General features: G+C 60.9%; 11 protein-coding genes. 7 read left to right on the top strand and 4 right to left on the bottom strand.

Going from position 1 to position 14,610, the window contains the following annotated elements:
• Positions 1-5: 5 nt before the first annotated feature.
• Complete coding sequence (locus tag ASD36_RS20035) at positions 6-2,342, bottom strand: aminomethyltransferase family protein (protein WP_244489863.1); 2,337 nt, start codon at positions 2,340-2,342, stop codon at positions 6-8.
• Positions 2,343-2,668: 326 nt separating this feature from the next.
• On the opposite strand from ASD36_RS20035, the gene ASD36_RS20030 reads away from it, so the two are divergent.
• Together ASD36_RS20030 and ASD36_RS20025 are read left to right on the top strand one after the other, a co-directional pair.
• Positions 2,669-4,456, top strand: a complete 1,788-nt coding sequence (locus ASD36_RS20030) for an APC family permease (protein WP_060506640.1) — start codon at positions 2,669-2,671, stop codon at positions 4,454-4,456.
• A 165-nt stretch (positions 4,457-4,621) separates the two neighbouring features.
• Positions 4,622-5,278 carry a sulfite oxidase-like oxidoreductase gene (locus ASD36_RS20025; RefSeq protein WP_060506639.1) on the top strand — a complete coding sequence of 219 codons (657 nt, stop codon included), beginning with the start codon at positions 4,622-4,624 and terminating at the stop codon, positions 5,276-5,278.
• A 3-nt stretch (positions 5,279-5,281) separates the two neighbouring features.
• Here the strand turns inward: ASD36_RS20025 and ASD36_RS20020 are convergent, their stop codons facing one another.
• Complete coding sequence (locus ASD36_RS20020) at positions 5,282-7,255, bottom strand: adenylate/guanylate cyclase domain-containing protein (RefSeq protein WP_060506638.1); 1,974 nt, start codon at positions 7,253-7,255, stop codon at positions 5,282-5,284.
• 121 nt (positions 7,256-7,376) lie between these two features.
• Positions 7,377-8,324 (bottom strand): pca operon transcription factor PcaQ, encoded by a 948-nt coding sequence (gene pcaQ / locus ASD36_RS20015; protein WP_060506637.1) that lies wholly within the window; start codon positions 8,322-8,324, stop codon positions 7,377-7,379.
• A 93-nt stretch (positions 8,325-8,417) separates the two neighbouring features.
• On the opposite strand from pcaQ, the gene pcaD reads away from it, so the two are divergent.
• The 5 genes from pcaD (at position 8,418) to ASD36_RS19990 (ending at position 12,330) form a co-directional block, all read left to right on the top strand.
• Complete coding sequence (pcaD, locus tag ASD36_RS20010) at positions 8,418-9,230, top strand: 3-oxoadipate enol-lactonase (RefSeq protein WP_060506636.1); 813 nt, start codon at positions 8,418-8,420, stop codon at positions 9,228-9,230.
• Positions 9,223-9,627, top strand: a complete 405-nt coding sequence (gene pcaC / locus ASD36_RS20005) for a 4-carboxymuconolactone decarboxylase (RefSeq protein WP_060506635.1) — start codon at positions 9,223-9,225, stop codon at positions 9,625-9,627. The genes pcaD and pcaC overlap by 8 nt, the downstream gene beginning before the upstream one ends.
• 9 nt (positions 9,628-9,636) lie before the next feature.
• Positions 9,637-10,386, top strand: a complete 750-nt coding sequence (gene pcaH, locus ASD36_RS20000) for a protocatechuate 3,4-dioxygenase subunit beta (protein WP_060506634.1) — start codon at positions 9,637-9,639, stop codon at positions 10,384-10,386.
• On the top strand, positions 10,386-11,000 hold the full coding sequence (pcaG, locus tag ASD36_RS19995) for a protocatechuate 3,4-dioxygenase subunit alpha (RefSeq protein ID WP_060506633.1): 615 nt from the start codon (positions 10,386-10,388) through the stop codon (positions 10,998-11,000). The genes pcaH and pcaG overlap by 1 nt, the downstream gene beginning before the upstream one ends.
• 286 nt (positions 11,001-11,286) lie before the next feature.
• The gene (locus tag ASD36_RS19990) at positions 11,287-12,330 is read left to right on the top strand and encodes a 3-carboxy-cis,cis-muconate cycloisomerase (protein WP_060506632.1); all 1,044 of its coding nucleotides are present in this window, start codon (positions 11,287-11,289) and stop codon (positions 12,328-12,330) included.
• 219 nt (positions 12,331-12,549) lie between these two features.
• Here ASD36_RS19990 and ASD36_RS19985 read toward each other — a convergent pair whose 3' ends face one another.
• Positions 12,550-14,466, bottom strand: a complete 1,917-nt coding sequence (locus tag ASD36_RS19985) for a DEAD/DEAH box helicase (RefSeq protein WP_060506787.1) — start codon at positions 14,464-14,466, stop codon at positions 12,550-12,552.
• Positions 14,467-14,610: the final 144 nt, after the last annotated feature.

The following is a 14,610-nucleotide window of genomic DNA, read 5'->3' as shown; positions in this document are numbered from 1 at the left end:
CGGCGTTACGACCGCGGCTTGAGCTTCTGCGGATCATAATGCGCAAACGGCACGATCTTCGCCGGTAGCCGCTTCTGCTGGCCATCCAGCTTGCCGATCTCGACATCCGTGCCAATCTCTGAATGCAGCACATCCATCCGCGCCAGCGCGATCGTCTTTTTCAGAAGCGGCGAGCGGGTTGCACTGGTAACGACGCCAACCTGCGCGCGGCCGATATGCACGGTATCGCCATGGCCAACGGCGTCATTGGCATCGATATCGAGCCCGACCAGCTTGTAGCGCGGGTTTTCTTTGCGCTTGATCAGCGCGTCACGCCCGATGAAATCCTCGGTCTTTGATTTCAACGGCACGGTGAAGCCGATACCGGCCTCGAACGGGTCGGTTTGATCGGAGAAATCATAATGGGCAAATACCAGCCCGGCCTCGATGCGTACCATGTCGAGCGCCTCCAGACCCATCGGCTTCAAGCCATGTTTCTGCCCGGCCTCCCAGACCGCGTCGAAGACGGCGAGCGCATCCTTCGGATGACAGAAGATTTCATAGCCGAGTTCGCCGGTATAGCCGGTGCGCGAGACAACGACCGGAGCGCCCTCGAAATGGCCGATGCGGCCGACGGCAAAGCGGAACCATTCAAGCTCGCCGATCGATGGCTGCGAGGGTGCCGTCCAGATGATTTCCTTGATAAGGTCGCGACTATTCGGCCCCTGGACAGCGAGATTATGCATCTGGTCGGTGGAAGAGCGCACCCAGGCCTTGTAGCCCTTCTTTTCCGCCTGCTCGCGCAGCCAGATGCCGCTGACATCGTCGCCGCCGATCCAGCGGAAATTGTTATCGCCCAACCGGAATACAGTACCGTCGTCGATCATGCCGCCATTCTCGTAGCACATCGCCGTATAGACGACTTGGCCCGGCGACAGTTTGCGGATATCGCGCGTGACGCAATATTGCAGCAGAGCCTCCGCATCCGGGCCGGTCACCTCGAATTTCCGAAGCGGCGACAGGTCCATCACCACCGCCTTCTCGCGGCAGGCCCAGTATTCCTCGATCGGTCCTTCGTTGTTGAAGCGGTTCGGCAGCCAGTAGCCGCGATATTCGGTATGGTTGCGCGTCAGTGCCGACAAGCGCGGATGGAAGGCGGTTTCCTGGGTCATTTCTGGCTCTGCATCGGGGGTCATTCGGATGGCGACGGCGCGGGCGAATTTCTCCTTGTCCGCATAGGTGCGGACATGGATATCGGTCGGGTTCCAGGCATTGGCCGCATCGATATCGTCGGGACAGGACGAGGAGACGCAGACCAGATCGGTCAGCGCCCGCATCAGCACATAATCGCCCGGCCGCGACCACGGTTCGTCAAGATAGAGCTGGTTGTGGTGGTCGACATTGGTGTTGTAGAAATAATTGAGCGCTTCCCAGCCCTTGCGCGGTGCAATGCCATAGGGCGCCAGCGCATGGTTGAAGTTATCGGTGCAATTGACATGCCCCGGATAGCCCATATCGTCGTAATAGCGTGAATTGCAGGCGGTCGCGAAGGCGTCATGACGCCCAACCGTATCCTGCACGATCTCCACCAGCGGCTCAAAATCCCGGTCGAACGCCTTCGACGGCAGACCCGGCGTCGGATAGCTGCGGCCAAGCAGCGTCCGGGTCACTGTCGCGTCGAGCGCCAGATCCAGCCCCTTGTCGACCTTGCGGGCCGAAAACGCCTGGAAATCGGTGCATTGCCGGCCGGAAACGTCGATGACCTGAATGAACTCGCCGGCGCGCACGAAATAGGCCGACGCTCTTGCCGCCTGGATGCGCAGGTCCTGGATCGGATCGGCCATCGGTTCCGGCAGCATCTCTTCATAGGTACGCTCGATTTTGGAGCGGGTCACGCGCAGTTCGAGCGCCGTTGCGGTATTCTGCGCCTCGGCGTCCATCGCCGGTGCCGGGGCAGCGACGATCAGCAATCCATCAAGGACAAGGGTCAATTCCGCCACGGCCCCGGGTGACGAGCTTTCGCCAAACAGGACCAGCGCCTGCGCCCCGGCAGGATCGACATTGCGCCGTTTCAAAGCCCCCAGCGTTCGCCGCGCACTCTCCTCGTCCCGAGCAAGGATTTCCTGAAGTCCATGGGCAGGCTGCGAAAACGCAACCCCGAGACCGGCCGCATTGAAACGCCCTGCGGCATCAATGAAGCTCACCTCGCACAACTGGCCGCCCTCGATATCCTTGATGCTGATCCGGTCACCGGCCATCACCTTGACCGCGGTCGTGCCGCGTCCCTTGACCCGGTAACGCTCGACGCCAGGCGCAAGCGCCGGAATACCCGGACGCAGAATCGTACTGGGCCGCGGCGGCATCAAGGTGCCGGCAAATCGTCCGGAATCAATCATCTCAGCTCCCACCCGAAGGCACAGTCGGTTCAGCGATCTATAAGCGCCACGTTATGCACCGGCAATATGGCCAAACTATCCTATGGGAGCCCTTGGAAAGTAAAGAGAGACTTGACCGAGAAGAAAAAAAATTCACTATGAAGATAACTGCGGTCACGAGTTTCAGTGACGGGAACGGTGAATGACACTGCTCAATGCAGGCTTCGCCAAGCAATAAAAACCGCAGCCAGCATCATCAATAAAGGGGACGCGCCACGCGCGCTTGAAGACAAAACTGGTCGAGGAGACTGTTTATGGCATCTATCGTTGAGACCGACGGGTCGACCGCTGCCTCGGGCACCGGGCTGATCCGCGCGCTGGACTGGAAAGGGGCATTCTGGGTTGCTGCCGGCGTACCGCCGCTGGTGCTCTTCTCCATCGGCGGCATTGCCGGCACGACGGGCAAACTCGCCTTCGTCGTCTGGATCATTTCCATGGTCATGGGCTTCCTGCAGTCCTTCACCTATGCCGAAATCGCCGGCATGTTCGGCAACAAATCCGGCGGCGCATCGATCTATGGCGCCACCGCCTGGCTGCGTTATTCGAAATTCATCGCGCCACTATCGGTGTGGTGCAACTGGTTCGCCTGGTCACCGGTTCTGTCGCTCGGCTGCGCCATCGCGGCGGGCTATATCCTGAATGCTCTGTTCCCCATTCCCGGCGCCGGTAGCCCGGCGGTGATGGAATGGATCAGCGCCAACATGGCAACGCTGACGGCCGAAAGCCCGCGCGTCGCGGAATGGCTGGCTGCCAATGCCGGCAAGACACCGCAGGACGCCATCTCGGCCCTGTTGTCGACCGATGCCATCGCCGCCCTCACCCCGGCGATCCGCAACTGGTCGCTGATCACCTTCGATATTCCCTTCCTCGCCAAGGCAAACCTCAACGCCACCTTCGTCATTGGTGGTATCCTGATGCTGATCATCTTTGCGATCCAGCATCGCGGCATCCAGGGAACGGCCAGTGTCCAGAAATGGCTTGCCATCATCGTTCTCTTGCCGCTGCTGCTCATCGGCCTCTATCCCATCTTCTCCGGCCAGATCGACAGCGCCAATATCACCAATCTCGTGCCGCCGACGGCCGGTTATTCCGGTATCGACGGCGTCTGGAGCAATGGCGGCTGGACACTGTTCCTCGGCGGCCTCTATATCGCCGCCTGGTCGACTTATGGGTTCGAAACGGCCGTCTGCTATACCCGTGAACTAAAGAACCCGAAGACTGACACGTTCAAGGCCATCTTCTACTCCGGCCTGCTCTGCTGCCTGTTTTTCTTCCTCATCCCATTCACCTTCCAGGGCGTTCTTGGCCATGCGGGCATGCTCGCACCTGGCATCGTTGATGGAACAGGTGTTGCGGAAGCCCTGGCAAGCCTCGTCCATGGCGGCCAGATCATCACGCAGATCCTCGTTCTCCTAATGATCATGGCCCTGTTCCTCGCCATCATGACCGCGATGGCGGGTTCGTCGCGCACCCTCTACCAGGGGTCCAAGGACGGCTGGCTGCCAAAGTACCTCGATCACGTCAACGAGCACGGCGCTCCGACCCGCGCCATGTGGACCGACTTCGGCTTCAACCTGATCCTGCTTGCGATCGCCTCCGACGTGGCCGGCTACTTCTTTGTGCTGGCGGTCTCCAATGTCGGCTACATCATCTTCAACTTCCTCAACCTCAATGCCGGCTGGATCCACCGCATGGACTCCAGCCACATCCCGCGCCCCTGGAAGGCACCGACCTGGCTGATCGGTCTCAATACGGTTCTCGCCTTCGTCAACGCGCTGTTCCTCGGCGCCGGTGCCAAGGTCTGGGGTTACTCTAACGCGCTGTGGGTTGGCTTCATCTTCGCCGCCCTCATCCTGCCGGTCTTTGCCTATCGCCACTTCGTCCGTGACGGCGGCAAGTTCCCTGCAGGGGCAATGGAAGATCTGGGGCTCGTTGGCCAGGATCTCGGCGTCAAGAAAGCCGGCATCCTGCCCTATGTTGCCCTTGCAGCAGGCCTTGCCGTCGTGCTGTTCGCCAACGCCTACTTCCAGCTTCCGGCCTGACCGGATTGAAAGAGGCTAACAAAGGCCGCGCATCGAAAGATGCGCGGCCTTCGTCGTTTCGAAATACGCCGGTGCTTGTGCCGCCCGCTTGACACGCTTCCAGATTGAAACTGTACTTCCACCATGCGACGCCATCCGGCAGGGTGCAAACTGCGAGGTCCGATCATGACCGATGAAACCGTGGAAACAAAACTGACGGCCTCCAAGCGGCGTTGGGCCGAACAAGGCAAGTTTCTGGCCGGCAGGATAACCCGCCCGGAAACCGGCCGCCTGCCACCGGGCCAGCATCTGGTCACCAACTGGCCGGTGCTTGATCTCGGCCAGCAACCGCGTATCCAGGAGGCGGAATGGACGCTGCAGATCGTCGGCGGCGTCGAGAATCCTGTCAAACTCGATTGGGACACGTTCCGGCGGCTACCACAAAGCCGTAAGCAGTCGGACATTCATTGCGTGACGACATGGTCGCGCTACGACAGTCGTTGGGAAGGTGTTTCGACCCACGATCTGCTCGATCTGGTCATGCCTAGACCGGAGGCCAATTTCGTCATGCTGACCGGCTATGACGGCTATACCACCAACCTGCCGCTTGCCGATTTCGCCTCCGAAGACGGAATTCTCGCAACGGCCTGGGAAGGCGAACCGCTGACACGCAATCATGGCGGCCCGGTGCGCCTCGTCATCCCGCATCTCTACTTCTGGAAAAGCGCCAAATGGCTGCGCCGCATTGAATTCCTGGTAGGCGATCAGGCCGGCTTCTGGGAGAAGAACGGCTACCACATGCTTGGCGATCCCTGGCGCGAGCAACGCTACTCGGACGATTGATCGTCAGCTTTGTAGCGCGACTTGCGTCTGCAGACAGTCCGCTTCGGTTTTCTCACCCACAACCTCGAACAACTGCAGCGCCGTCGCCCTGCCTTTTACTTGCGCCTCCCCCAGCGGACGAAAGACAATCGTATTGTCGCACAAGGCGACGACAGCACTGCTGGCAAGAATTGTCGTGCCATAGACCTTGTTCATGCCTTCGAGACGTGACGCGACGTTCACGGTATCGCCCATCGCGGTATATTGCAGCCGCTCTTTGGCGCCGACACTCCCCACAACCGCCGCGCCTGTATGAATGCCAAAGCGGGTGCGCAATTCCGGCAGGCCTCGCGCCTTCAGATCAGCATTGAATACCCTGAGTTTTCGTTCCACCGCCAGCGCACAGCGGCAGGCGTTTTCCGCATGGCGCTCATCGGCAACCGGCGCGTTCCACATGGCAAAGACCGAGTCCCCGAGAAACTGGATGATCTCGCCCCCATGCTCGCCGACAGTCTCGTTGAAGATGTCGAAATAGTCGGAGAGTAGCGCCACCACCTCCTCCGGCATGCGTTGCTCGCTGAGCGTGGTGAAGTCGTAGATATCGGTAAACCAGGCCGTCACCTCCTGGCGTCGCGCGCTGCGGCCAGCAAACTGCCCGGATTCGATGCCCTTGCGCACCAGTTCTTTCGGCACATAGAGCGCGAAGGTGAAGATCGCATCGCGCGCCCGGTTCATTGCCCGGCCAAGTGTCGAGATTTCGGTGACGTGTGAAAACACGTTGCTTGGAGCCGTGAAATCGAGATCCTGCAACCGCTTGGCGTTAGCGGTCAGCTGGCTCAGCGATTGTGTAACCAGCCGCGCCAGGAAGAGCGCCGCAAGCAGTCCCAGAACGACAATGGCAGCCGCGATGGCAAGCCCCTGATAGAGGTTGCGGTTGGCGGTCGCGGTCAGTTCGTCGAGCGGGGCCGCCACCACGGTCCGGTGCCCGGCAAGCAGCAAAACGGATTTTACCGAGGTCGCCATGATGATGTAGGTGCGGCCGTTGATATCCGCGAAGCTTACCCCGTTGCCTGTTGGAAGGTTGGCCTTGATGCCTGAAAGCAGCGGATCGAGAGGCTTGGCAACATCCGTTTCCCCCTTTTCCTTCACCGTTGTCATGCGGGCCATCAGTCCGCGATCGGAATGCATGATCAGCTTTCCACCGGCGTCCATCACGAAGGCGACCGTTTCCGCGGTCAGGCGTTCACGCGCCATGAATTCGGTGATTGTGCCAAGATCGATATCCGCGCCAATGACAATACCGCCATTACCGTGATGTGCCTGTGAAATGGTCATCCCCAGAGCGCCTGTTGTCACCATCGTATACGGCCCGATCGCAGCTGGCCTCGTGCCATTGACTGCAGCCTGATACCAGGGGCGTTTTCTTGGATCGAAACCGGTAGTCAGGAGGCGCCGCTCCAGCATCTGATTGCCGTCTTTGTCGAGGAAGATCAGCCGGTTGCTGCGCTCACCCGTCGGCTCTGTTTGCATGGAGCGAACCGCAATCGCCGCGGTTTCCGGCGCATCGAGCGCTCTGCGCCACGCCGGGGCGCTCAGGTCGACGGCCTGGATGAACTCCCCGTCGGGATAGCCGGCATAAATGCCATCCAGATTGGTCGATTGAGCAATGATTTCGCGCAGCAGTTTGATCTTGTCGCTCATGCGCTCGGGCGGCGGCACGAGAAAGGAATTGGCGATCGAAGCAGTGAACCCCACGAGCGCCGTCGTCCTGCCGGAAAGAATACCCAACCGGTCGATCAAACGCTCGGAAAAGGCCCGCATGTCCGCCTCGGCATTGATCAATGCGGAATCGCGCGCCCGCACATAGCCAAGGGTGATAAGCGTACCCGAAACGGCGATCAGCAGGGCTGCCATGGCAAGCCCCAAAAGCGATCTCAGCGGCTTGGTCCAGACCGTCGGCCGGCCTTTTGCGGCAGGCTCTACCGTTACTTCCGACATGCTTTGCCTCTGACCCCTAATACGCCAATAAAATCCAAAACTTGAAGTTGAACGCAGACTATCAGCCGGTGGTAATTTCGTACAGGAAAACCATCAAGTGAATACCCATCGCAGTGGAGTTTTACCGCCGCTCTGCATGGTCAGCCGAAACAGCGGAAATCTCAGCCGCCGCCTCGCGGATCGTCTGCATCAAGATGGCCAGCGGCATCGAGGGAATGGCGTTGGCCCGCATGGTCAGCCCGACCGGCCCCTTGGTCTCGCTGGTATCGATCGGTAGTGCCGCCAGCATTCCGTCCTCGATATCGCCGGCCACCACGCCGGTCGAAATGATCCAGATGGCATCGCTTGCCCGCACGAAGGCCCGCCCGAAGGAATCGGAGACGGTTTCGATCTGGTTGGGCAGGCTGGCGATGCCGTTGGTGATCAAGAACCGTTCGACGAACGGCCGGATGATCGAGGCACGCGTCGGCATCAGCACCGGATAGACGCCAAGATTGTCGAACACCGACTGCTTTGCCGACAACAGCGGGTGACCGGCGCGCACCACGAAGACGACCTGCTCGGAATAGAGGTGTTCGAAGGAGAACCCGGTCATCTGTTCAGGTGCCGCAAGCCGCCCGACGACCAGATCGAGATCGCCGACGCGCAACTGCTCCAGAAGCACCGCGTTTTCACCGGTGACGATCTTGATGCGGCTGCCGGTTTCCTCCTTGAGGAAATTCGCCATCGCCTTCGGCATGATCCGCGTCGAGACTGTTGGCAGCGCACCGATCCGCACCGGCGGTCCATCGCCCGAGCGTTCCTGCGAGACGGAATCCAGCCCTTGGCGCAACGCCGTCAGCGCCGCCCCTGCATGCCGCAGAAAGGCCTCGCCATATCGGGTGATCTTGATGCCACGGCCGTCGCGCTCGAACACGGACACGCCGAGAACCTCTTCCAGTTCGCGGATGGTCTTGGTCACCGCCGGCTGGCTGACATGCAGAAGGTCGGCCGCCTTCATTACGCTCTTCTGGCGGGCAACCTCGACAAAGGTTTGCAAATGGCGGAATTTCACACGGGCGTCGATCATGACAACTCATAACCTGAGAGTTAATGATAGGCAATAAAATGTCATTTTACCGAACCAGATTAAAGTTCCAATCTGTTTCCGAGGAGAATTTCCGTGCAGTTTGCCCGCATCAACGACGTCACGCTTCACTATCAGATCATTGGTGCAGCCAATGACAAACCGGTGCTGGTCTTTGCAAATTCGCTCGGCACGGATTTTCGCATCTGGCGCGACGTGATCGTGCGTTTCGCGGGTGACTTTGCCATGGTTCTCTATGACAAGCGCGGCCATGGCCTGTCGGATGTCGGCGACATGCCCTATTCGATGGACCTGCATGTTGCGGATCTCACCGGCCTTCTCGATCTCCTCGCCGTCAAGCAGGCTGTCATTTGCGGCCTCTCGGTCGGCGGCCTGATTGCGCAGGGCCTCTATGCTGCCCGGCCTGATCTCGTGCGGGCTTTGGCGCTTTGCGACACCGCCCACAGGATCGGCACGGCGGACCTTTGGAACACCCGCATTGCCGCCATCGAAGAGAACGGCATCGCCAGCATTACCGACAGCATTCTTGAGCGCTGGTTCACCCCCGCCTTCCGGCGCCCGGAAAACAACGCGTTGCACGGCTATCGCAACATGCTGGTCCGCCAGCCAGTGGCAGGCTACACCGGCACCTGTGCCGCGATCCGCGATGCGGATTTCACCGAGGCAGCCAAGCGCATCGCCGTTCCGACGATCTGCATCGTCGGCGATCAGGATGGCTCGACACCGCCCGATGTTGTCCTGTCGACCGCCAAACTGATCCCCGGTGCCCGCTACGAGGTCATCAAGGATGCAGGCCATATCCCCTGCGTTGAACAACCGGAAATGCTGACCGCCGTGCTGCGCGCCTTTATCGATACCGTCCTGTCTGGAGAGAAAGCCCATGAGTGACGCCACTGCGCCCACTGAACGTTACCGCCAGGGCCTCGCCACCCGCCGCACCGTGCTGGGCGATCGTCACGTCGACCGGGCGCAGTCCACGACCACTGATTTCGACCAGCCGTTTCAGGAACTGATCACCGAGGCCGCCTGGGGCAACGTCTGGTCCCGGCCAACCTGGACAAAACGCGAGCGTTCGATGGTCACCATTGCCCTGCTTGCCGCCCTTGGCCATGATGAGGAAGTGGCGATGCATGTACGTGCCACCGCCAATACCGGCGCCAGCCGCGAGGATATCGGCGAAGCGCTGTTGCATGTGGCGATCTACGCCGGCGTTCCCGCCGCCAACCGCGCCATCAAGATCGCCAAGCAGGTTTTCGAACAGATGGACGCCGGACAGGCGGTATGAGGCAGGACGATGTCTGATCTTTCCAACAAAAAACCTGAGACCGGCGCCTTCTTCCAGCGCGACCGCGCCTGGCACGCTCCGGCGCTGACGCCCGGCTACAAAACCTCGGTACTGCGCTCGCCGCAAAAGGCGCTGCTATCGCTTGACGGCACGATGTCCGAAATCACCGGGCCAGTGTTTGGCCATTCCCTGCTTGGTGAACTCGACAACGATCTCATTCACAATTTTGCCAAGCCGGGCGAAAGCGCCATCGGCGAGCGCATCATCGTCCATGGCCGCGTCCTCGACGAGCGCGGCAAGCCAGTACCCGGCGCGCTGCTTGAATTCTGGCAGGCCAATGCCGGCGGGCGCTACCGCCACAAGAAGGAAAGCTATCTCGCCGCGGTCGACCCGAATTTCGGCGGCTGCGGCCGCACCATCACGGCTGATGACGGCAGCTACCGCTTCCGTACCATCCGGCCGGGCGCATACCCTTGGCCGAACGGCGTCAACGACTGGCGTCCGGCCCATATCCATTTCTCGATCTTCGGCCACGGCTTTGCCCAGCGCCTGATCACTCAGATGTATTTCGAAGGCGACCCGATGATCTGGAAGTGTCCGATCGTCACCACCATTCCCGACAAAAGCGCCATCGAACAGTTGATCGCACCGCTCGACTGGGCCAACACCATCCCGATGGATGCACGCGCCTACAAATTCGACATCGTCCTGCGTGGACGCCGCTCGACGCTGTTTGAAAACCGGATGGAGGGCAACTGATGGTCCAGGATCTCGGCTACCTGAAAGAATCACCGTCGCAAACGGCCGGCCCCTATGTCCACATCGGCTGCACCCCGAACTTTGCCGGCATCACCGGCGTTTACGACACCGATCTCGGCAGCACGATGGTCAACGACAAGACGCTCGGCGAACGCATCACCATGCGCGGCTGCGTCATCGACGGCGCCGGTGTGCCGTTGAAGGATGCACTCGTCGAAATCTGGCAGGCCGATGCCGCTGGCCTCTACAACAGCCCCTCGGAACTGCGCGGCACCGCAGATCCCAATTTCACCGGCTGGGGCCGCTGCCCGACCAGTGCCGACGACGGTATGTTCACGTTCGAGACCATCAAGCCCGGCCGCGCGCCCTACAAGGATGGGCGCAAGATGGCGCCGCACATCACTGTCTGGATCGTTGCCCGCGGCATCAATATCGGCCTGCATACCCGCATGTATTTTGCCGACGAGGCTGAGGCCAACGCTGAAGACCCGCTGCTTGCACGCATCGAACACCGTCACCGTGTTGCGACCCTGGTCGCGCCACGCGAAGGATCGGTCTATACGTTCGACATCCATTTGCAGGGTGAGAAGGAAACCGTGTTCCTCGACATCTAGCAGGCTGCTGATAAAGTCATTTTCTCGGCATTTGCAGATCATTTTGGAAATTATACGTTTGCCAAATCCTCCGTCATCCCTACCCTCGGGCTTGACCCGAGGGGTGTCACAGGGAACCAGTCAGCCCAAGCCCTTGGGCTGAAAGCGTCTTTTGACCCGACAGGCGTCGGGTCGCCGAATCCCCCTCCACAAGGGCGAGGAAGACGGAGAGTGAGGTACCGCTTTCGTCAAATCAATCTTCAGGGTTTTTCAGCAGCCTGCCAAAACCCCGGGACCAAGGACAGATATGACCGCCTCGGTTTTCGACCACCCCTATCTCTCAGGCCATCTCGGCGACGAAGAAATATCCGCCTTCTTCTCGGCGGAGACGGATATCCGTGCCATGCTGGCCTTCGAGACAGCCTTGGCGCAGGCAGAAGCCGAACACGGGATTGTCTCAAAGCAATCAGCCGCCCGTATTGCCGGAACCTGCGCCACATTCCAGCCTGATGTCCTTGCCCTTCGCCACGCGGTCGCCGCCGATGGCGTGGTGATCCCGGAACTTGTCCGGCAATTGCGCAAGGCTGTTGGTGGGGACGCGGCCGAAAAAGTCCATTTCGGCGCCACCAGCCAGGATGTCATCGACACCAGCCTGATGCTGCGGCTAAAGGCGGCCAGCGCCGTCCTTTCTGATCGGTTGTCGCAACTCTTGGATATGTTCGGCAAGCTCGACACCGATTACGGCAGCAACCACCTGATGGCCCACACGCGGATGCAGGCAGCGATCCCGATCACCGTCGCCGATCGCCTCGCCGCGTGGTCAAGGCCGCTTGCCGATTATCGCAAGAGGCTGAACGCAACGGCATTTCCCCTCCAGTTCGGCGGCGCCGCCGGTACTCTCGATAAGCTTGGTGACAAAGCCGATGCCGTTCGGGCGGCTCTGGCTGGAAACCTCGAACTGTCCGATACCCCGCAATGGCAGAGCCAGCGCGCAATCATAGCCGACCTCGCCCATCTCCTGTCATTGATCTCGGGCAGTCTTGGAAAATTCGGCCAGGATATCGCCCTGCTCGCTCAAGCCGGAGACGAAATCGCGCTGTCCGGCGGCGGCGGCTCCTCGGCCATGCCGCATAAGCAAAACCCGGTGGCTGCCGAAACGCTGGTGTCGCTTGCCCGCTTCAACGCGGTGCAGCTGTCCGCCATTCATCAATCGATGGTGCATGAACAGGAACGCTCGGGCGCAGCCTGGACCCTGGAATGGATGATCCTGCCGCAATTGGTGATCGCCTGTGGCGCGAGCACGCGGCTGGCTTCGACGCTGGTGGGGCAGATTGAGCGACTTGGAGGCTGAACGTCTTCAGGTTTGCGCCCGGGCTCGGGTCCACCTCGCCCCATCCGGCATCTACTCCCGTCAATAAACGGGAGCAAATCAGGAAGCCCCTCTTCTCCCCGGCGGGGAGAAGAGCCGAGCGGATGCGAGGCGATGAGGGGGCCGCGAATTCTGAGGGTGCCGCCCCCTCATCCGCCCTTCGGGCACCTTCTCCCCGCTGGGGAGAAGAGGGAGCGAACCTCAGTTCGCCTTGTTCTTGTGCGGCTTGCGTTTGGCGCCTTCGGTGCCCGGCTTGTCAAACTTCGGCTTGTCAAACTTGGGTTTATCAAACTTGGGCTTGTCGAAGCCTGGCTTGCCGGCCTTCTTCGTCCAGGGCTTGCTGTCGGTCTTTTCAGCCGAACGGTTGTCAGCACCAGCAAAATCCGGCTTGCCTTCAAACTTGCGCTTCGGCTTGCCCTCACCCTTCCAGTCGTTCTTGGCCGGGTAAGGCTTCTTGCCTGCAAATCCACCACGCGGGCCGGATAGGTCCGGCGCGCCATCGAGCTGCGTTACGGTAATGCCTTTTTCCAGCGCCCGCTTCGGACCGATCGCCTCGACGAAACGATCCACCCACTCGCGCGCAATCTCGACATAGGTTTCTTCGGTCTGCATCTTGATGGCGCCGATTTCCTGCTTGGTGATCTTGCCGATGCGGCACAGCATCGGGATCAGCCAGCGCGGCTCGACATTCTGCTTGCGGCCTGCCGACAGCGAAAACCAGGCGCTGTCGCCAAAATCGCCACGCGGAGCCCGCGGCTCGCCGCGGTCCGGACGATCGCCACGATCACCGGATGGTGTGTAGGACGGCGTGTCCATCAGATCTTCCGGCGCAGAGCGGCCGGCACGCGCCTGCCGCAGGAAGGCGGCTGCCACTTGTTCGGCACCGTGCTTTTCCAAAAGTTCGCGGATGAAATCGGCCTCATCCGGCGTGACCGGATCGGTCAGCGCCGGATCGGCCAGAACGCGCTCGTCGTCACGGCGGCTAACCTCGTCCGCCGATGGCGGCCTTGCCCAGTCGGCATTGATATTGGCATCGCGCAGCAGACGTTCAGCCTTGCGGCGCGCGCTGTTCGGCACGATGAGTGCGCTCACACCCTTGCGTCCGGCACGGCCGGTACGGCCAGACCGGTGCAGCAGGGTTTCCGGGTTGGTCGGCAGATCGGCGTGAACCACGAGTTCGAGGCCGGGCAGATCGATACCACGGGCGGCAACGTCGGTGGCGATGCAGACGCGGGCGCGTCCATCGCGCATCGCCTGCAGCGCGTGCGTCCGTTCGTTCTGGCTGAGTTCACCGGACATGGCGACAACGGAGAACCCGCGATTGTTGAAGCGCGCAGTCAGATGATTGACGGCAGCGCGAGTCGAGCAGAACACCAGCGCATTCTTCGCCTCGTAGAAACGCAGAACGTTGATGATCGCATTTTCGCGGTCGGACGGAGCAACGGTCAGCGCCCGGTATTCGATATCCAGATGCTGCTTCTGCTCGGCCTGCGTCGAAATACGCACGGCATCACGCTGGTAGCTTTTGGCCAGATTGGCGATCGAGCGCGGCACGGTCGCAGAGAACATCAAGGTACGGCGTTCAGCCGGTGCTGCTTCGAGAATGAACTCGAGGTCCTCGCGGAATCCGAGATCGAGCATTTCGTCGGCTTCGTCGAGAACGACGGCCTTCAGGCGCGACATATCGAGGCCGCTACGGCGGATATGGTCGCAGAGACGGCCGGGCGTGCCGACAACGATATGGGCGCCGCGATCGAGCGCGCGCCGTTCGCTGCGCATGTCCATGCCGCCAACACAGGAAGCAACGGTTGCGCCGGTGAGTTCATAGAGCCATTCCAGTTCGCGCTTGACCTGCAAGGCGAGTTCCCGGGTCGGAGCGACGGCGAGCGCCAACGGCGCGCCTGCCTGGCCGAACCGGTCCTTGCCATCCAGCAGCGTCGAGGCGAGCGCCAGGCCGAAGGCAACGGTCTTGCCCGAACCGGTCTGCGCCGAAACCAGCGCATCGCGACCCTCGAGTTCAGGCCCCAGAACAGCCTTCTGAACCGGCGTCAACTCTGAATAACCGCGCTTGCTCAATGCCTGAGCGATCGCCGGAGCGATGCCGTCTAACTCTACCATATGTTTATCTTTCGGAATTCGGATGTCATGCGCGCCTCGGTCGATGAGGGTAAGCACAGTCCGCGGCCGGCACGTCGCCAGCCAATACATGCGCGCCTCATACTGCGCCTGAGCGCAATTGTACAGGGTGTCGCGATGCTGCAC

The sequence above is a fragment of the Rhizobium sp. Root1334 genome (assembly GCF_001426665.1).
GTDB lineage: Bacteria > Pseudomonadota > Alphaproteobacteria > Rhizobiales > Rhizobiaceae > Pararhizobium.
The sequence above is the reverse complement of the archived record's forward strand: the minus strand, read 5'-3'. Positions and strand labels throughout refer to the sequence as shown.